Raw genomic sequence first — 15360 nt, forward strand, 5'->3', positions numbered from 1 at the left:
ATGACGCAGGATGACCGTGACCGGCCGGCAGGCCCGCTCGACGGGGTGAAGGTGCTCGACCTCTCCCGGTTCATCGCCGGCCCGCTGTGCGCCCAGATCCTCGGCGACTTCGGTGCCGAGGTGGTGAAGGTGGAGAGACCGCGCGGCGAGGACTCGCGGCACCACGGGCCGTACTGGAAGGGCGAGAGCATCTACATGTTCCTCTACCACCGCAACAAGCAGGCGGCCACGCTCGACACCCGGCACGAGCGGGCCGCCGGCATCCTGGAGTCGCTGGTGCGCTGGGCCGACGTCGTGGTGGAGAACTTCCGCCCCGGTACTCTCGAGGCCATGGGGATCGGCTACGAACGGATGAAGGAGCTCAATCCCTCGGTCATCCTGGTGTCGATCTCGGGCTTCGGGCAGACCGGGCCCGACTCGAAGAGGGCGCTCTTCGACGCCATCTCGCAGGCCTCCTCCGGCCTGATGAGCGTCACCGGCGAGCCCGACGGCAAGCCGACGCTCAGCGGCACCTACATCGCCGACTACACCACCGGGTACCAAGGCGCCATCGGAGCGATGGCCGCGCTGATGCACCGGGATCGCACGGGGGAGGGCCAGCTGGTGGACATCGCCTCGTACGACACGATGTTCTCGGCGCTCGGAACGCGCCTGATCGCCGAGCTCATGCTCGGCCTGGAGATGCCCCGGAGCGGCTCGCGCGATCTGCTGACCGCACCGGTGAACGTGTACGAGGCCGCCGACGGCCCGATCTACATCCAGGCCGGCACCGAGTCGCTCTTCCCCAAGCTCTGTGCGGTGATGGAGCGGCCCGACCTGTCGGCCGACGAGCGGTTCCGCACGGTGGAGGGGCGGATGGCCCATCAGGACCTGTTGGAGGCGGCGATCGGGGAGTGGGCGGGCGCTCGCCGCACGGCGGACATCGAAGCGGTTCTCGAACGAGCCGGCATCCCGTACGCGAAGGTCGCCAGCGTGGCCGACGTGGCCCGCTCGCCGCAGATCCACGCGCGGGAGATGATCGTCGAGGCGGAGCACCCCTCCCTCGGCACCATCCGGATGCCGGGCAATCCGATCAAGATGGAGAAGACCCCGCCGACCGTGCGCAAGGCGCCCCCGTCGGTGGGCGAGGACAACGACTACGTCTACCGCACGATCCTCGGCCTGAGCGCCGACGAGGTCGCCGAGCTGCGCGAGCAGAAGGCCATCTGATGCAGCGGGCTCCGATGTACCGGGTGATCTACGACGACATCGTCGCGCAGATCCGCTCGAACGCGCTGGAGCCCGCCGCCCAGCTGCCGAGCGAGCACGACCTCTCCAAGCGCTACGGGGTGAGCCGGATGACGGTGCGCCAGGCGATGGACCTGCTGGCGGTGGACGAGTTCATCACCCGGCGGCAGGGCTCGGGTACCTTCGTGCGCGACGGGGCCCGCCGCGGGCGCCGCTTCAATCGGCTGCGATCCTTCGGCGAGGAACTGGCCGACGCGGGGGAGGCCACCTCGAGCGAGATCGTGCGCGCGGAGGTGGCGGCCGCGCCCGCCGACGTGGCCGCCGCGCTCGGCATCGCGCCCGGCGGCGAGGTCAGCCGGCTCACCCGCGTGCGCCTGGTCGGCGGGGTCGCCGCGGCGCTCCAGGATGCCTGGATCCCCTATGCGGTGGCGCCCGGCCTCACCCGCGAGCCGCTGCTGCACGGCTCGCTTTACCACACCCTCAACGAGCGCTACGGGCTTGAGCTGCGCTGGGCGGACCAGTCGATGACGGCCGACATCCTGGGCGAGGAGCAGGCCGCGCTGCTGCACGTGGCACCGGGCGGAGCCGTTCTGCGCGGCATCCGCACCACCTACGACCGCGCCGACGAGCCGGTCGAGTACACGCACGGCTGGACTCTGCCCGAGTTCCCCCTCCTGCTGCGGATCGACGCCGAATGACGGGCCCGCACCCGGCCGTCGTCGCCGTCGACGTCGGCACCTCCGCGGTGCGCGCGGCGGTGGTCGACGCGGATCGGGGCATTCTCGACTCGGTGCGGATCGCCCGATCGGACGGGGTCGGGGGAGAGACCTTCGACCCGATGGCCCTGCTCGACGACGTGGTCGCAGCGCTGTCGGCGCTCGGCGGTCCCGGCACGCCGGCCGCGCTCTGCCTCTCGGCGCACATCGGCACGGTCGCCGTGGACTCGCAGCTCCGGCCGGTGGCGCACGGCGGCGGCTGGGCGGATTCCCGCGGCTCCGCGCGTCTCGCGGCGGTGGCGCCCGGGCTGCGCGCCGAGCTGCTCGCGGCCGCCGGCCGGCCCGCTCCGACGGGCGGTGCCCTGGCCCTCGCCCTCGACCTGATGGCGGGGCCCGAACGGGGCGAGGTCGCGGCGCTGCTGAGCCCGAAGGGCTTCCTGGTCGCCCATCTCACCGGCACGATCGCGACCGACACGGTCGACGCCGCCTATACGCTCGCGTCCGACGTGTATCGCGGAGGCTGGCAGCAGGAGGCCTTACGGTCGCTCGGCGTTCCCGCGGAGTGGTTCCCGGCCCAGCTCGCACCGCACGCCGTCGTCGGGGGCATCAGCGCCTCGGCGGCCGCGCGCTGCGGCCTGCCCGCGGGCACACCGGTGATCGCCGGCGGGCCGGACGGCTCGGTCGGGATCGGCGTGCTGCTGGGCGCCTCGACGGAGGCGATCGCGGATGTCGCGGGGACGACGGACGTCATCGCCCGCCTGATCGCCCGGCCGGGTGACGCCCCCGCAGGCTCCCTGGTGAATCCGGCCATCGCTCCCGGACTGTGGACGGCCGGGGGCGCGACGGGTCTCTCCGGAGGAGCGGTCGCCCGCTGGCGTGCCCTGCTCGGTGCGGTGGACGACCCGCAGCTGGCGGCGGTGCCCGTCGGCTGCGACGGCCTGCGCATCGTTCCCACCATGACGGGCGGCCGGTTCCCGCGCTGGGACTCGGGCAGCCGGGGAGCCGTCGTGGGTCAGAGTCCGCGACACGGTGCCGCCGAGGTGCTGCGGGCCGCCCAGGAGGGGGCCGCGTTCACCGTGCGCGAGGGTCTCGACCTGCTCGACGGGGCCGCAGCGGGCGAGCGGCTCCCGATCGTCCTGGCGGGCGGTTCCGCGCGGTCGGCACACGTCGCTCAGTTGCGGGCGGATGCCACGGGGCGGGTCGTGCGGGTGTGCCGCGATCCGGATGTCACGATCCTGGGAGCCGCGGCCCTCGCGTTGATCGGCTCGGGACAGGTCGCGGACCTGGACGAGGCGCGGTCCAGGCTCGGGATCGGGTTCGACACGATCGAGCCCCGCCAGGAGGCCACGCGACGGTACGACGAGGTGTACGCCGACTGGACCGCGCTGCGCGACCGTCTGTAGACGCCGCGATCGGGCTCTAGAAGTCTTCGAGCAGGGTTCCCGCGAGGCCTTCGTCTGCCGGCAGGGCGATCGCTGTGGTGGGGCGCAGCAGCGCCGTGCGCCGCCGGAGCTCCGTGGTGAGAGTCGTGTCGCTGAGATCGACCCCCGCACCCTCGACCAGTGTCGGCGTGCAGTAGAGCTGGCTCGACGGGCCCAGCACGAGGTTCGCCGACTCGCGGCCGCCGTTCCACAGGATGGGGATCGTGATCAGGTCGGCGCTCCCGGATCGGGCCAGCGCCACCGCGTACTCGAAGACCGCGAGGCAGACCTCTTCGTCGACGAAGAGCACACCGTCGATGTAGTGGAGTTCTCGCATAGGTGCCAGCTTTATCCGTTTGCCGGAGAACGCCAACAGGTTGAGATCAGATCATCATCTGTGCAAGGGGTTCGGTCACGCGGTGCTGGTGATGGCGTCGGCGGTCGTGGCGGTCGCGGCGGCGGTGGTGGCATTGCGGGCGGCGAGCTGCGCGAACGCGGCCCTGAGCTCGGGAGGGTGCAGCACCTCGACCTCGGTGTCGAAGCGGTTGAGGGAGGCGGCGAGCCCGACCCACGACCAGGCGCCGGATTCGAGGCGGCACCGGCCGGGCCCGAGGTCTTCGACGAGCCCGTCGCCGGCGAAGGGGAGAACGGATGCGGCGGGCCGGCTCAGGATCACCGTGCCGGTGCAGGGCCATCGGTCGGTCGTGCCGGATCCCGTGAAGCGCGCCGAGACATAAGCGGCGGCGGACACGCCACCGGGGAGCCCGCGGGGCGTGAAGCGGGGCCCGGTCGGCGTGCGGGGCGTGATGCGGTCGGCGCGGAAGAGGCGCCAGTCGTCGCGGTCTAGGTCCCAGGCCACGAGGTACCAGCGGCCCTGCGAGGTCACGAGGTGGTGCGGCTCGACTCGGCGTGGACCGGTGTAGTCGAAGCGCAGTACCTCACGGGCGCGGACCGCCGTGGACAGGGCGATGAGTACATCCGTCGACACCGGATCCGTCGCCGCGTCTCCCGCGCGACCCGGGATCGCGGTGAACTCGAGCGCACTCAGGCGGTGGCGCAGCCGAGACGGCATCACCTGCCGCAGGGTGGCGAGGGCGCGCACGGCGGCCTCCTCGATGCCGAGGCCCGTGACGGCGGCCGCCTGCAGGGCGACAGCGAGCGCGACGACCTGGTCGTCGTCGAACAGGAGCGGCGGCAGTTCACTGCCGGCGTCGAGGCGGTAGCCGCCATCCGGACCCATCGTGGCCTGGATGCTGTACCCCATCTCGCGCAGGCGGTCGACGTCGCGGCGCACCGTGCGGTGGCTGACCTCCAGCCGCTCGGCCAGCACCGGGCCCGGCCAGTCGCGCTGCGTCTGCAGCAGCGAGAGCAGGCTCAGCAGCCGTGAGGTGGAGGTCGTCGTCATGATGCGATCCTAGTTTCGGTGTAGGACTGAAACTGTCCTACACGACGGTGAGAGTGGAAGTTGTCAGGGAGAGCCCCGACGACTTCTCACTAGGAGCAGACATGAGCCTCAAGGCCACCACCCACCTCAACTTCTCAGGCGACGCCCGAGCGGCGCTGGAGTTCTATCAGTCCGTCTTCGGCGGGCATCTCGTCGTCACCACCTACGGCGACTTCGGCATGCCGGCGGATGCCCCGGGCGCCGACAAGGTCGTGTTCGGCCAGGTCGCGACCGAGGACGGCTTTCGCGTGCTGGCCTACGACATCCCGGGCCGGTCGGAAGGATCGCCCGACGACGCCGGATCGACCCGTCGCGAGAACGGCGTGACGATCACCGACCAGCCGTTCTTCGTCGCCGTCGACGGCGACGGCCTCGACGAGGTGCGGGGCTACTGGGATGCGCTGGTCGTCGGCGCGACGGTCGTCGAGCCGCTCGCCGCCTCTGCCTGGAGTGCCGGCTTCGGGATGCTCACCGACCGTTTCGGGGTGACCTGGGTGCTCGGCGTCGCCGCCCCCGCCTCAGCGGCGTAGCGGCGCGGCCGGCCGGCCGGCCGGTCAGGCGGGCGCGGTGCGGATGCGCACCTCGCGCTCCATCCGCTTCTCGTGCCGCTGCCGGCCCTTGACCGCCTCGGCCTCGCGGCTCTTGGGCGGGGCGTTCGTCACCAGGCCGTCGAGCAGGCGCCGCGTCGCGGCGGCGATCTCCTCGATGGCCTGGTCGAAGGCCTCGGTGTTGGCCCGGGAGGGGCGGGTGGAGCCGCTCACCTTGCGCACGAACTGCAGGGCGGCCTCGCGCACCTCGTCGTCGGTGGTGGGCGGGTCGAAGTTGTGGAGCACACGGATGTTCCTGCACATGCCGGTGAGGATACTCCGGCGAGGGCGCCGTGTCGCCGTCCGGCGCCTCGGCGGGCGCTAGGGTCGTGCCATGAACGAGACCCTGGGGATCATCGTCGGCGGCAGCTACATCGGCCTGTGGCTGTTCTTCATCTACGGGCTGGTCGGCGTGATCATCGAGATGGTCTACTGCTGGACCATCGAGTACCGCGGCGTGATCGAGTCGCGGCTCGGGCTGCTGTACGTGCCGTTCAACCTCCTCTACGGCGCCGGCGGCCTCTTCATCTCCCTCGCGTTGCTCCCGGTCGTCGACAATCCCTTCGCCGTATTCGGGGTGGGCCTCCTGGTGGGCACCGCCCTGGAGTACCTGACGAGCCTGCTGATGGAGAAGCTCTTCCACGCCGTGTACTGGGACTACAGCAAGGAGTTCCTCAACGTGCAGGGGCGCATCTGCCTGAAGTACGCCATCATCTGGGGCCTGCTCTCGCTGGTGCTGCTGTACGTGTTCGATGCGGTGAACGTGCAGGCGCTGGCCGAGATCCCGGTCGCGATCGGGCTGCCGGTGCTCTTCGTGCTGATCGTCGCGACGGTCTTCTCGGTGGTGCTCACGCTGCTCACCTATCGCCGCACCCGGCAGAAGAACGCCTGGCTGCTCGCGCGGCGGGCCGGCGACGCGGACGCCGCACTCCCGATGCCCTGGTGGGGCCGGATGGTGGACGCGCTCGTTCCCGACTCGGTGCTCGTGAACACCTTCCCCCGCCTGAGCCTCGTGGCCGAGTACCAGGAGCTCAGCGGCCACCACCGGAAGCTCGTCTTCTGGCTCCCCGCGATCGGCCGGCCCTCCGCAGAGACCGCCCGCCTCGGCGACAGGGCCCGCGAAGCCGAGGCCGCGCGCCTGCTCGCCGCCGTGCCGAGCTCGTGAGCGGCGTTCGATTCGGGCCCGATGCGGTCTGCGGGTGCAGAGTGGGACCATGAAGAGTGTCAAATACGGAACCGAGACGTTCACCACCTCGGACGCGGTCGCGGACGCGCTGATGGCCTACGCCGCCACTCTTCGCGGGATGGACCACGGCCAGCTGCTGACCGTGCCCACGATCGAGCAGGACGGCAGCGAAGGATCGATCTCGATCCTGGTCGGCCCCGGCATCCCGATGCTGTCCCGGCCGAGCGTGTCCGAGGTCGCCGAGCCCGAGGCGATCGCGCTGATCGAGCAGATGCTGCAGCTGACCGTGGTGAAGACCGGCACGCTGCGGGCGGAACCCGATGCGGCCCCGCCCGCCGAGATCCACGAATGACGCGCACGACGAAGGGCGGTACCCATGGGACGACTCCTCTACGGGCCTCAGGAGCGTGAGATCCAGATCGACGACCGGTCTCTGGCGCACGCCCAGCTCGTGATCGTCGGCAAGCTGCGGCGCTCCGAGAGCTTCACCTTCAGCTGGGCGGCGGCGGAGGACACCGGGCGCGCCACGGTCTGGATCCACCCGTCGATCCCCGTCCAGTTCCAATACGATGCCAAAGCCTCGGTGCCGATCAACCAGGAGTGGCTGAAGGAACTCACCGCGATCGCCTCCCGGGGCGACCTGCGCCTCACGTCCGAACCGCTCGGCACCTCGACCTGATCCGCACCTCGAACTGAGAGGATGGGGGCGAGGAAAGGCGGGCGGGATGCAGAGGATCGACGTCGTCGAGCTGGGGATCGGGGAGATGCTCGAGGCGCTCGCCGCCGGACGGGTGACGAGCGTCGAGCTCGTGACGGCCTACCTCAATCGCATCGCCTACTACGACCGCACCGGGCTCTGCCTGCACGCCATCGCCGTGCTCGACCCGAGCTGCCTCGAACAGGCGGCGGCCTCGGATGCCCGGCGGCGCGCCGGGACGGCCGGCCCGCTCGAGGGGGTCCCGTTCACGGTCAAGGACAGCTACAAGGTCAAAGGCCTCACCGTCGCGTCGGGGAGCCCCGCGCTCGCCGAGTTGGTGGCGGGCGACGACGCGGCATCCGTCGCCCAGCTGCGCGCCGCGGGCGCCGTGCTGATCGGCAAGACGAACATGCCGCCGATGGCCGCGGGTGGAATGCAGCCGGGCGTCTACGACTACGCGCGGAGCCCCTACCACCCGCAGTACCTGACGGCGGCGTGGGGCTCGGGGTCGTCGAACGGTTCCGGCACGGCCACGGCCGCGAGCTTCGCCGCCTTCGGGATGGCCGAGGAGACCGTGTCGTCGGGGCGCGCACCCGCCTCGAACAACAGCCTGGTGGCGTACACGCCCTCGCGCGGCGTGCTGTCGATCCGTGGCAACTGGCCGCTGCGGCCGAGCTGCGACGTGGTGGTGCCGCACACCCGCACGGTCGCCGACCTGCTGCTGCTGCTCGACGTGCTGGCCGTCGACGACCCCGACCGCTCGGGCGACTTCTGGCGGCAGCAGGGCGCCGTCGAACTGCCGGCGCCCGAAGACGTACTGCCGCATCCGGTGTCCCGGCCCCGCCCCGACCGCCTCGACGGGCTGCGGATCGGCGTTCCGCGCCTCTACATCGGCGAGGACGACGCGCCGCTGGACCCACCCGTCATCCGCCCCAGCGTGCGCGCGCTCTGGGACCGCGCGGCCGACGACCTGCGGGCGCTCGGCGCCGAGGTGGTCGAGGTCGACTTCCCGGTGGTGTCCAACTACGAAGAAGACCGGCCCGAGGCGGTCGGGCTCGCCGCCCGCGGCCTGGTGCCGGAGAACTGGCGCGCCCTGGAGGGCGGGCCGATCACGGCGATGGCGCTCGATGCCTTCCTGCGCGACAACGGCGATCCGAACCTGAGCAGCTGGGCGGATGTGGACGGCGACACCGTCTTCCCCGTCGACACGGCCCCCGTTCCGGTGTGGATCACCCGTGCCCGCGGCGGCTTCGACTGGCAGCGCCTCGCCGAACTCGTGAAGCAGGGGCTGCCCGCGACCTACGACGAGGTGCCCGGCCTCGCTCAGCTGCTGACGGGTCTCGAACAAGCCCGCCGGGAGGACTTCGAGGAGTGGATGACGGCCCACGGGCTCGATCTCGTGGTGTTCCCCGCCGCGGGCGACGTGGGACGGGTCGACCTCTTCACGCGACCTGAGAGCCTCGAAGCGGCGTCGCGCAACGGTGTCGTCTACTCCAACGGAAACCGCGTCATCCGGCACCTCGGCATCCCCACGGTCACGGTTCCGATGGGCTTCCTGGGCGACATCCAGATGCCCGTCGGCCTCACCTTCGCGGGCGCCGCCTACAGCGACGACCGGCTGCTCGACCACGCCTCCGCGTACGAGCAGGCGACGCGGAGGCGGCAGCCGGCGTTCCTGACGCCGAGCCTGCCGAGCAACCAGATCGAGGTGCCCGACGCCGCTGCGCTGCCGGATGCGGGGACGCAGCCCGCCCCGGGCGCCGGCTCGCCCGCCGTGCCGCCGGTGGTCGCCTGGGTACAGCCCGTCGGGCGGTCCTGGCAGGTGGAGGTGCGGGTCGGCAGCGCCGAGGATCCGATGCCCCCCGCCACGCGCGTCTGGGCCGACGGGCACATCCTGCGCCCCTCCCCGAACGAGCCGGGCGTCTTCCGGGGTGCCGTCTCACGGGCGCGGAAGCGCCTCGGCGAGGAGATGATGATCGTCGTGTCTGCGGGCCGTTCGGCCGCTTCGATGCAAATCGTGCCGCTGCCCGCCCGCGACGCCTGAGCGCGCCGCCGGGAGGGGGGAACCGAATAGGATTCTGCTCATCCCGGCGATCGCCGCCGGGCGGAGCGAACTGGGGGAGCGGCGGATGACGGGGATGTTCAGCTGGGAGTACGTGCTGTCGGGCGATGGTGCCGCAGCACGGAGCGCGGTGCAGCACGGCTTCGAGCAGCAGGGTTTCCGCATCGAGCAACAGTCGGCCGACGAGTGGACGGTCACGCAGGGCGAGCGCCCGTCGTTCCTGGAGCGCATGACCACCAACGCCCACGAGCCGATCGTGCTCACGGTGAAGTTCGCGTCGGGGGCGGACGGCCTCGTGGTCGAGCTGCACCGGAACCCCTTCGGCCGCAGCGGCATGACACGCAACGCCGTGCAGATGGCCGCCCTCGACAAGGGCTACCGTGCTGCGGCCGATGCTCTGCACGAGCACCTGGCGGCCGCCGGCATCCTGCTCTCGTCCCGCGAGTAGCCCCCCCCCCGCGCACGGCTCAGTGCGTGAAGCTGGTCACCTGTCCCTCGACGGGCATCGGGGACTCGAGGGCGTCGAGGTGGGCGACGGCCTCACGGATGTCGAGCATCAGGCTCTCGGCCAGGTTGCGGCTGAGCCCGTTGCGCACCACGATCCGCTGCACGACGACGTCAGTCAGGTCGTCGGGCATCGGGTAGGCCGGGATGAGCCAGCCCTTCAGGCGCAGCCGCTCGGAGAGGTGGTAGAGGTTCCAGTTCTTCGTGTAGCCGGGCGCGAGCTGCCAGGCGAACACGGGGATGTCGGTGCCGTCGTTCCAGAGGTCGAAGGCGGGCATCGCGCCGATCTCCGTGGCGAGGTACACCGCGACATCCTGCGACGCTTTCTGCACCTTGTAGTAGCCGTCGAACCCGAGTCGGAGGAAGAGGTAGTACTGGAGAAGCACCTGGGCGCCAGGGCGGGAGAAGTTGAGGGCGAAGCTCGGCATGTGGCCGCCGAGGTAGGTGACGTCGAACACCAGATCGGCGGGGAGGTCGGCGACGGTGCGCCAGATCACCCAGCCGAGACCGGGGTAGACGAGCCCGTACTTGTGGGCGGAGGTGCTGATGGAGGCGACCCGTTCGAGGCGGAAGTCCCAGACGAGGTCGGGCTGGAGGAAGGGGGCGATCATGCCGCCGGATGCGCCGTCGACGTGGATCGGCACGTCGAGCCCGGTCTCGGCCTGGATGCGGTCGAGGGCGGCGGCGATCTCGGCGACGGGCTCGTACATGCCGGTGTAGGTGACGCCCATGATGGCGACGACGCCGATGGTGTTCTCGTCGACGTACTTCTCGAGGTCGGTGCCGTCGAGCACCTTGTGCTCGAGCGAGATGGGCACGTAGCGGGGCTCGACGTCCCAGTAGTTGCAGAACTTCTCCCAGCACACCTGCACGGCACTGGAGAGGACGAGGTTCGGCTTCTCGGTCGAGAGGCCGGCCGCGCGGCGGGCCTTCTGCCAGCGGCGTTTCAGGGCGAGACCGCCGAGCATGCAGGCCTCGGACGAGCCGATCGTGGAGGTGCCGATCGCCTTCTCGGCATCCGGAGCGTTCCAGAGCGTGGCGAGCATCTTCCAGCAGCGGGTCTCGATGGCCGCTGTCTGGGGGTACTCGTCCTTATCGACCATGTTCTTGTCGGCGGTCTCGGCGTAGATCTTGTTCGCGTGCGAGTCCATCCAGGTGCCCACGAAGGTCGCGAGGTTCAGTCGTGAGTTGCCGTCGAGCATGGCCTCGTCGTGCACCACCTGGTAGGCGGTCTCGGGCAGGGACTCGCCGTCGGGCAGCCGGTTCAGCGGGAAGTCGGTGGCCTCGCCCTCGCGCGCGAAGATCGGGTTGAGCTGGTTCTGGTCGCTGAAGCCGGTGAAGGCCTGGGCTGACTCGCTGGATCGCGCGCGCGGCGGGGTTGTCATGGCCTCACGTTACCGATGTCCCCGCGACATGACACACGATGTGGCAAGTCGGCCCGAAAAGCGACGACTTCTGCCATGTCGCGCGAAGCGCGGCGCGGCTCGGCGTCTGTCAAGGGTGCGCGGGAAACGGCCGCGGGCGGTTTGCTGGAGCATGACACTTCATGCGAACTCGATTTCCCGGCGCGTCCTGACGTCGCTGGCCGGAACCGCGCTGGCCCTGGGCACGGCGGTCGGACTCGCCGGGTGCGACGCGGGCGCCCAGACGCCCTATCCGGAGCAGACCTCCACGGACACGGCGACGCCGACCCCGATCCCGAGCGACTCGGAGACGCCCGTCCCGAAGTCGTCGGACGACTCCGGCACGCTCGGCGGCTGAGCAGCCGCATGAATGCCCGCGGCTCGGATGCGACCGCCGACGTAGCCGACTCGGTCACCGAGCGGCGCCGGGCCGAGCTCGAGCGGCACGCCTCGACGCTCTTCGTGGGCGCCGTGCTCACGATGGCGATCGTGTGCGGCGGCGTGATCGTCTCCGGCTGGTTCGCGGGGGTGCTCGTCGACTCCTGGGAGCGCCTGTTCTGGGCGGGGTTCGTGACGAGTCTCGTGATGGTGGTCGTCTTCGCCGCCGCAGCCGCCCCGGGCGGGCGGGATGCTCGTCGCGCCTGCATCCGCATCACCTGGCTGCTCCGGATCGGCCTCACCCTCTTCGCGCTCGCGCCCCTGATGTGCACCCTCGCCCTCGTCGGCGACTTCTACCGCCTCTGACGCCGACCCCGGTTGCTGCGGCCCACACCCCGCGAGCCGAAGACGCGAGTCAGTCGTAGACGCGCGCGACCCTCCAGCCCTCCGGGCCCTGCACCACGTCGAAGACGTGCGTGTCACCCGCGGCATTGGTGCCCTGGAAGCGCCACGAGACGGCGGGCGGCAGATGCGTCGACCAGTAGAAGCCCTCCGGTTCGGTGGGGGTGTCGGTGACCCGCCAGCGCTCACCGCGCCACACCATCCGGGCCGGTATCCCGTTCGCCAACCAGATCGTCGCCGTGTCGGTGGCGTGCGCCAGACTCATGATGCCCTCCTCGTCATTCGAACATATGTTCGATTGTTAATGGATAGCCCACCGGAGCCCGACACGCCAAGACCGCCGCGGCTCGGCCGGCGCTAGCATCATGGTGTCGTCGTCGTCGCGGCGAAGCATGACGCGAGGGGATCGGGGGATTCGTGGGCTACTTCATCGTGGTGGTCGCGCAGACGGTGGTGCTGCCGATCGTGTCGGGCGGCATCGAGCTCGCCACGGCGGGCGGCGACCCGGTGCTCGTGTTCGGCACGTGGTGGGTGTTCTGGGGTGTCGGCACGCGCCTGCTGCTGGCCGGGCTCGCCCAGGTGTCGGGCAAGGGGCCTACGAGTGCGATCCTCGGATCGCCGGCGTCGAGCGTGCAGGAGAAACAGCTGACCCGCGAACTCGGCACCGCCAACATCGGGATGGGGCTCGCCGGGCTGCTCGCGCTCGTGCCGGGCTGGGCCCTTCCGGCGGGCGCGGCGGGCGGCGTCTTCCTGCTCCTCGCGGGGCTGATGCACGTCACCAAGCGGGGCAAGAACGCGCAGGAGACGGTGGCGACCTGGACCGACCTGGTGGTGGGTGTGGCGGTGCTCGTGCTGGCGGCGGCCGTGCTCATCCGGGCCGTCGGCGGCTGACCTCCGCGGCCATCGTGCCGGTCCGCGCGCCGGGGCGCGCCCTGGTTGCCGGATCGCCGTTCCGCGATCGATAGGGTGGAGGGACGCGGCCGGATCCGTCGCCGCGCTGGGGATGACGGGTGGGGTTCACGGACGATGCGCAAGACGTTTGCCGGTGTGTGCGGGATGGCGCTGGCGGCGCTGCTGATCGTGGGGAGTCCGGGGGTGGCGCACGCGGATGCGCCGGATCCCGCGGGCGGGGCGGACGGCGCCGAGGTCGGTGGTCTCTCCGACCGCCTGGACGTGCTCGCGGCGGCGCCCGGGGCGCTCGACGCCGGGCAGCAGGCGGTCTCCGAGCAGCTCGGGCTGGCCGGCGAGGGGATCGGCAGCCTGCAGGTGGACGAGGGGCGCGTGGCCGTCTCGGTGTTCTACGCGACACAGCCCGGAGCATCCGACTTCGCCGCCCTGGCCGAACTCGGCGAGGTCGTGGCGAGCTCGAGCGAGTTCCGCCGCGCGGCCGCGTACGTGGCACCGGCGCGGCTCGCCGAGGTGGCGGCGCTGCCCGGGGTCTCCTCGGTGACCGAGGCGCTGGCATCCGGAACAACCGGGTCGCCATCAGCCGTCCCGGGCTCCGCAAACGTCTCCGCCGGTGCCGCGGCGAGTGCCCTCGCCCCGAACACCGTGCCGACCGCATCCGCCGGCCCCGCCTGCCGCACGGTCGAGGCCAACGCCCTCGCCCCGCTGCGCGCCGACCTCGCCGAGGCGCTGCACGGCATCGACGGCAGCGGGGTGACGATCGGCATCATCTCCGACTCCTTCTCCACCAGCACCGATTCCCCCACCACGCCCGAGCAGGACGTGGCGGCGGGCCTGCTGCCCGGCCCGGGTAACCCCTGCGGCCACGAAACCCCGGTGAGTGTGCTCGCCCAGCGGCCCGGCGGATCCGACGAAGGCCGCGCCATGGCGCAGGTCGTGCACAGCATCGCCCCGGGTGCGACGCTGCTGGTCTCCACCGACGGTGTCGACGACCTCTCCTTCTCGCAGAACATCACGGCGCTCGCCGCCGCCGGGGCCACCGTGATCGTCGACGACATCTACTCCTTCACCGAGCCGTGGTTCCAGCAGGGGGCGGTCGGTGTGGCGATCGACCGCGTGGTGGCCCAGGGCGTGAGCTACGTCTCCAGCGCCGGCAATTACAACAACATCGGCCAGGAGGGCTTCCTCAGCGCCGGGTACTCCCTCAACGGCTGGGACACGGATGCCTACCGCCCCACCGCCTGCCCCGCCCCCGTGCTCACGGCCCTCGGTGACGGCGTCTACGACTGCATGGACTTCGCCCGCCCGGTATCCGACGGCGGATCGGGCGTCGCCGACCCGAGCGCGCACCTCGGCCTCGGCGCCACCGAGGAACCCGTCACCTGGGCGCTGCAGTGGGCCGAGCCGTACAACGCGGCGAAGGGCACCTTCACCCTCGTGGCCACGGCTCCCGACGGCACGGTCGAGGTGCTCGACCGCGGCAACGCCCCGATGCCGATCACGGCCGGCGGCTACCGCCCTGAGGTCGACGGCGTCTACGAGTTCTCGATCGTGCGCGACCTCACGGCGGGTCCCTCGGCGGCGATCACGCCGGCCCTGAAGTGGATGTGGGCCTTCCACTCCGACATCGCGGTGGCGGAGTACTTCGGCACCACCGCGCACGACCGTGTGGGCGCCTCGATCACCGGCCACACCGGCCTGCCCTCGGTGATCTCGGTCGCCGCGGTGCCGGCGGCGGACACCTCCACGGTCGAGGACTTCAGCTCGCCCGGACCGGTGCGGCTCTTCTTCGACTACGACCCGGCGGTCTCGCCCGATCCGCAGCCCCTGCCCGCCCCGGTGACCGTGGCGAAACCGGATGTCGCGAGTGTCGACGGCATCCACACGAACTTCTTCAGCCCCGACCGGCCGGTGCGCGACGGCGTCTGGGCGTTCTTCGGCACCTCGGCGGCGGCTCCCTCGGCGGCGGCCGTGCTGGCCCTCGGCAGGCAGTACGCGCCCACGGCGACTCCGGATGAGCTGAGGTCGGCCCTGCTCGGCACGGCGCGCCCGGTGCAGAGCGCGTCGCCGCTCATCTCCGCCACCGATGCGGCCGGCAGCGGCCTGATCGACGCGGCCGCGTTCGTGGCGGCGTTGCCTGCGCCGGTGCCCGTGCCCGCGCCGACTCCGGTGCCGGTGCCGGTGCCGGTCCCGGCGGCCGACGGTTCCCCGCGGCTGGCGGCCACCGGATCGGCGCCGCTCGGAGTGCTCGCGCCCTGGGCGCTCGTCGCGCTCCTCTTCGGAACGGCGGCCGTCTCGATCCGCCGCACCCGCCCCAGGGCCCCGCGAACCGCCACCCGTCGCTGAGCCGGGGGTGCGACCGCGCGCCGCGTCGCTAGGCGTGCCAGCGGGCGAAGTGCGCCGCCGTCGTCGAGTCGGGCGGGGCGA

18 protein-coding genes are annotated in these 15360 nt (G+C 71.6%); 13 read left to right on the top strand and 5 right to left on the bottom strand.

All coding sequences use genetic code 11. The features are described from left to right. Genes ACN4JJ_RS01705 through ACN4JJ_RS01715 form a run of 3 tightly spaced genes read left to right on the top strand, consistent with a single transcriptional unit; the run spans position 1 to position 3346 of the window. Positions 1-1209, top strand: coding sequence for a CaiB/BaiF CoA transferase family protein (locus tag ACN4JJ_RS01705; protein ID WP_440708175.1), 1209 nt, complete (start codon positions 1-3; stop codon positions 1207-1209). Next, positions 1209-1925, top strand: coding sequence for a GntR family transcriptional regulator (locus ACN4JJ_RS01710; protein ID WP_440708176.1), 717 nt, complete (start codon positions 1209-1211; stop codon positions 1923-1925). The genes ACN4JJ_RS01705 and ACN4JJ_RS01710 overlap by 1 nt, the downstream gene beginning before the upstream one ends. Next, positions 1922-3346 (top strand): xylulokinase, encoded by a 1425-nt coding sequence (locus ACN4JJ_RS01715; protein WP_440708177.1) that lies wholly within the window; start codon positions 1922-1924, stop codon positions 3344-3346. The genes ACN4JJ_RS01710 and ACN4JJ_RS01715 overlap by 4 nt, the downstream gene beginning before the upstream one ends. Before the next feature lie 16 nt (positions 3347-3362). Here ACN4JJ_RS01715 and ACN4JJ_RS01720 read toward each other — a convergent pair whose 3' ends face one another. Further along, entirely contained in the window at positions 3363-3701 is a 339-nt protein-coding gene (locus ACN4JJ_RS01720; protein ID WP_440708178.1) for a hypothetical protein, read from the bottom strand. Between the two features lie 75 nt (positions 3702-3776). Further along, the gene (locus tag ACN4JJ_RS01725; protein WP_440708179.1) at positions 3777-4769 is read right to left on the bottom strand and encodes a helix-turn-helix transcriptional regulator; all 993 of its coding nucleotides are present in this window, start codon (positions 4767-4769) and stop codon (positions 3777-3779) included. A gap of 101 nt (positions 4770-4870) precedes the next feature. On the opposite strand from ACN4JJ_RS01725, the gene ACN4JJ_RS01730 reads away from it, so the two are divergent. Next, positions 4871-5338: a VOC family protein gene (locus ACN4JJ_RS01730; protein WP_440708180.1), complete on the top strand. Its 468-nt coding sequence runs from the start codon at positions 4871-4873 to the stop codon at positions 5336-5338. A 24-nt stretch (positions 5339-5362) separates the two neighbouring features. Here ACN4JJ_RS01730 and ACN4JJ_RS01735 read toward each other — a convergent pair whose 3' ends face one another. Continuing rightward, positions 5363-5659, bottom strand: a complete 297-nt coding sequence (locus tag ACN4JJ_RS01735; RefSeq protein ID WP_440708181.1) for a DUF2277 domain-containing protein — start codon at positions 5657-5659, stop codon at positions 5363-5365. Positions 5660-5729: 70 nt separating this feature from the next. Here ACN4JJ_RS01735 and ACN4JJ_RS01740 point away from each other — a divergent pair, with 70 nt between their 5' ends. The 5 genes from ACN4JJ_RS01740 (at position 5730) to ACN4JJ_RS01760 (ending at position 9788) form a co-directional block, all read left to right on the top strand. Further along, positions 5730-6560, top strand: a complete 831-nt coding sequence (locus ACN4JJ_RS01740; RefSeq protein ID WP_440708182.1) for a putative ABC transporter permease — start codon at positions 5730-5732, stop codon at positions 6558-6560. 49 nt (positions 6561-6609) lie between these two features. Next, entirely contained in the window at positions 6610-6933 is a 324-nt protein-coding gene (locus ACN4JJ_RS01745; RefSeq protein ID WP_440708183.1) for a hypothetical protein, read from the top strand. 24 nt (positions 6934-6957) lie between these two features. Then, the gene (locus ACN4JJ_RS01750) at positions 6958-7260 is read left to right on the top strand and encodes a DUF7882 family protein (protein ID WP_440708184.1); all 303 of its coding nucleotides are present in this window, start codon (positions 6958-6960) and stop codon (positions 7258-7260) included. Positions 7261-7306: 46 nt separating this feature from the next. After that, the gene (locus tag ACN4JJ_RS01755) at positions 7307-9322 is read left to right on the top strand and encodes an amidase (protein ID WP_440708185.1); all 2016 of its coding nucleotides are present in this window, start codon (positions 7307-7309) and stop codon (positions 9320-9322) included. An 85-nt stretch (positions 9323-9407) separates the two neighbouring features. Next, the gene (locus ACN4JJ_RS01760) at positions 9408-9788 is read left to right on the top strand and encodes a hypothetical protein (protein WP_440708186.1); all 381 of its coding nucleotides are present in this window, start codon (positions 9408-9410) and stop codon (positions 9786-9788) included. A 19-nt stretch (positions 9789-9807) separates the two neighbouring features. Here the strand turns inward: ACN4JJ_RS01760 and gad are convergent, their stop codons facing one another. Next, on the bottom strand, positions 9808-11229 hold the full coding sequence (gene gad / locus ACN4JJ_RS01765; protein WP_440708187.1) for a glutamate decarboxylase: 1422 nt from the start codon (positions 11227-11229) through the stop codon (positions 9808-9810). A gap of 151 nt (positions 11230-11380) precedes the next feature. On the opposite strand from gad, the gene ACN4JJ_RS01770 reads away from it, so the two are divergent. Together ACN4JJ_RS01770 and ACN4JJ_RS01775 are read left to right on the top strand one after the other, a co-directional pair. Continuing rightward, positions 11381-11605, top strand: a complete 225-nt coding sequence (locus ACN4JJ_RS01770; RefSeq protein ID WP_440708188.1) for a hypothetical protein — start codon at positions 11381-11383, stop codon at positions 11603-11605. Positions 11606-11613: 8 nt separating this feature from the next. Then, complete coding sequence (locus tag ACN4JJ_RS01775) at positions 11614-11991, top strand: hypothetical protein (protein ID WP_440708189.1); 378 nt, start codon at positions 11614-11616, stop codon at positions 11989-11991. Positions 11992-12040: 49 nt separating this feature from the next. Here ACN4JJ_RS01775 and ACN4JJ_RS01780 read toward each other — a convergent pair whose 3' ends face one another. Next, a complete protein-coding gene (locus tag ACN4JJ_RS01780; RefSeq protein WP_440708190.1) occupies positions 12041-12292 on the bottom strand; it encodes a hypothetical protein in 252 nt (83 codons plus the stop codon). 152 nt (positions 12293-12444) lie between these two features. On the opposite strand from ACN4JJ_RS01780, the gene ACN4JJ_RS01785 reads away from it, so the two are divergent. Next, complete coding sequence (locus ACN4JJ_RS01785) at positions 12445-12918, top strand: hypothetical protein (protein WP_440708191.1); 474 nt, start codon at positions 12445-12447, stop codon at positions 12916-12918. Between the two features lie 135 nt (positions 12919-13053). Then, entirely contained in the window at positions 13054-15279 is a 2226-nt protein-coding gene (locus ACN4JJ_RS01790; protein ID WP_440708192.1) for a S8 family serine peptidase, read from the top strand. Positions 15280-15360 lie beyond the last annotated feature (81 nt).

Source organism: Herbiconiux dendrobii (assembly GCF_052048175.1).
In the GTDB taxonomy this organism is placed as follows: Bacteria; Actinomycetota; Actinomycetes; order Actinomycetales; family Microbacteriaceae; genus Herbiconiux.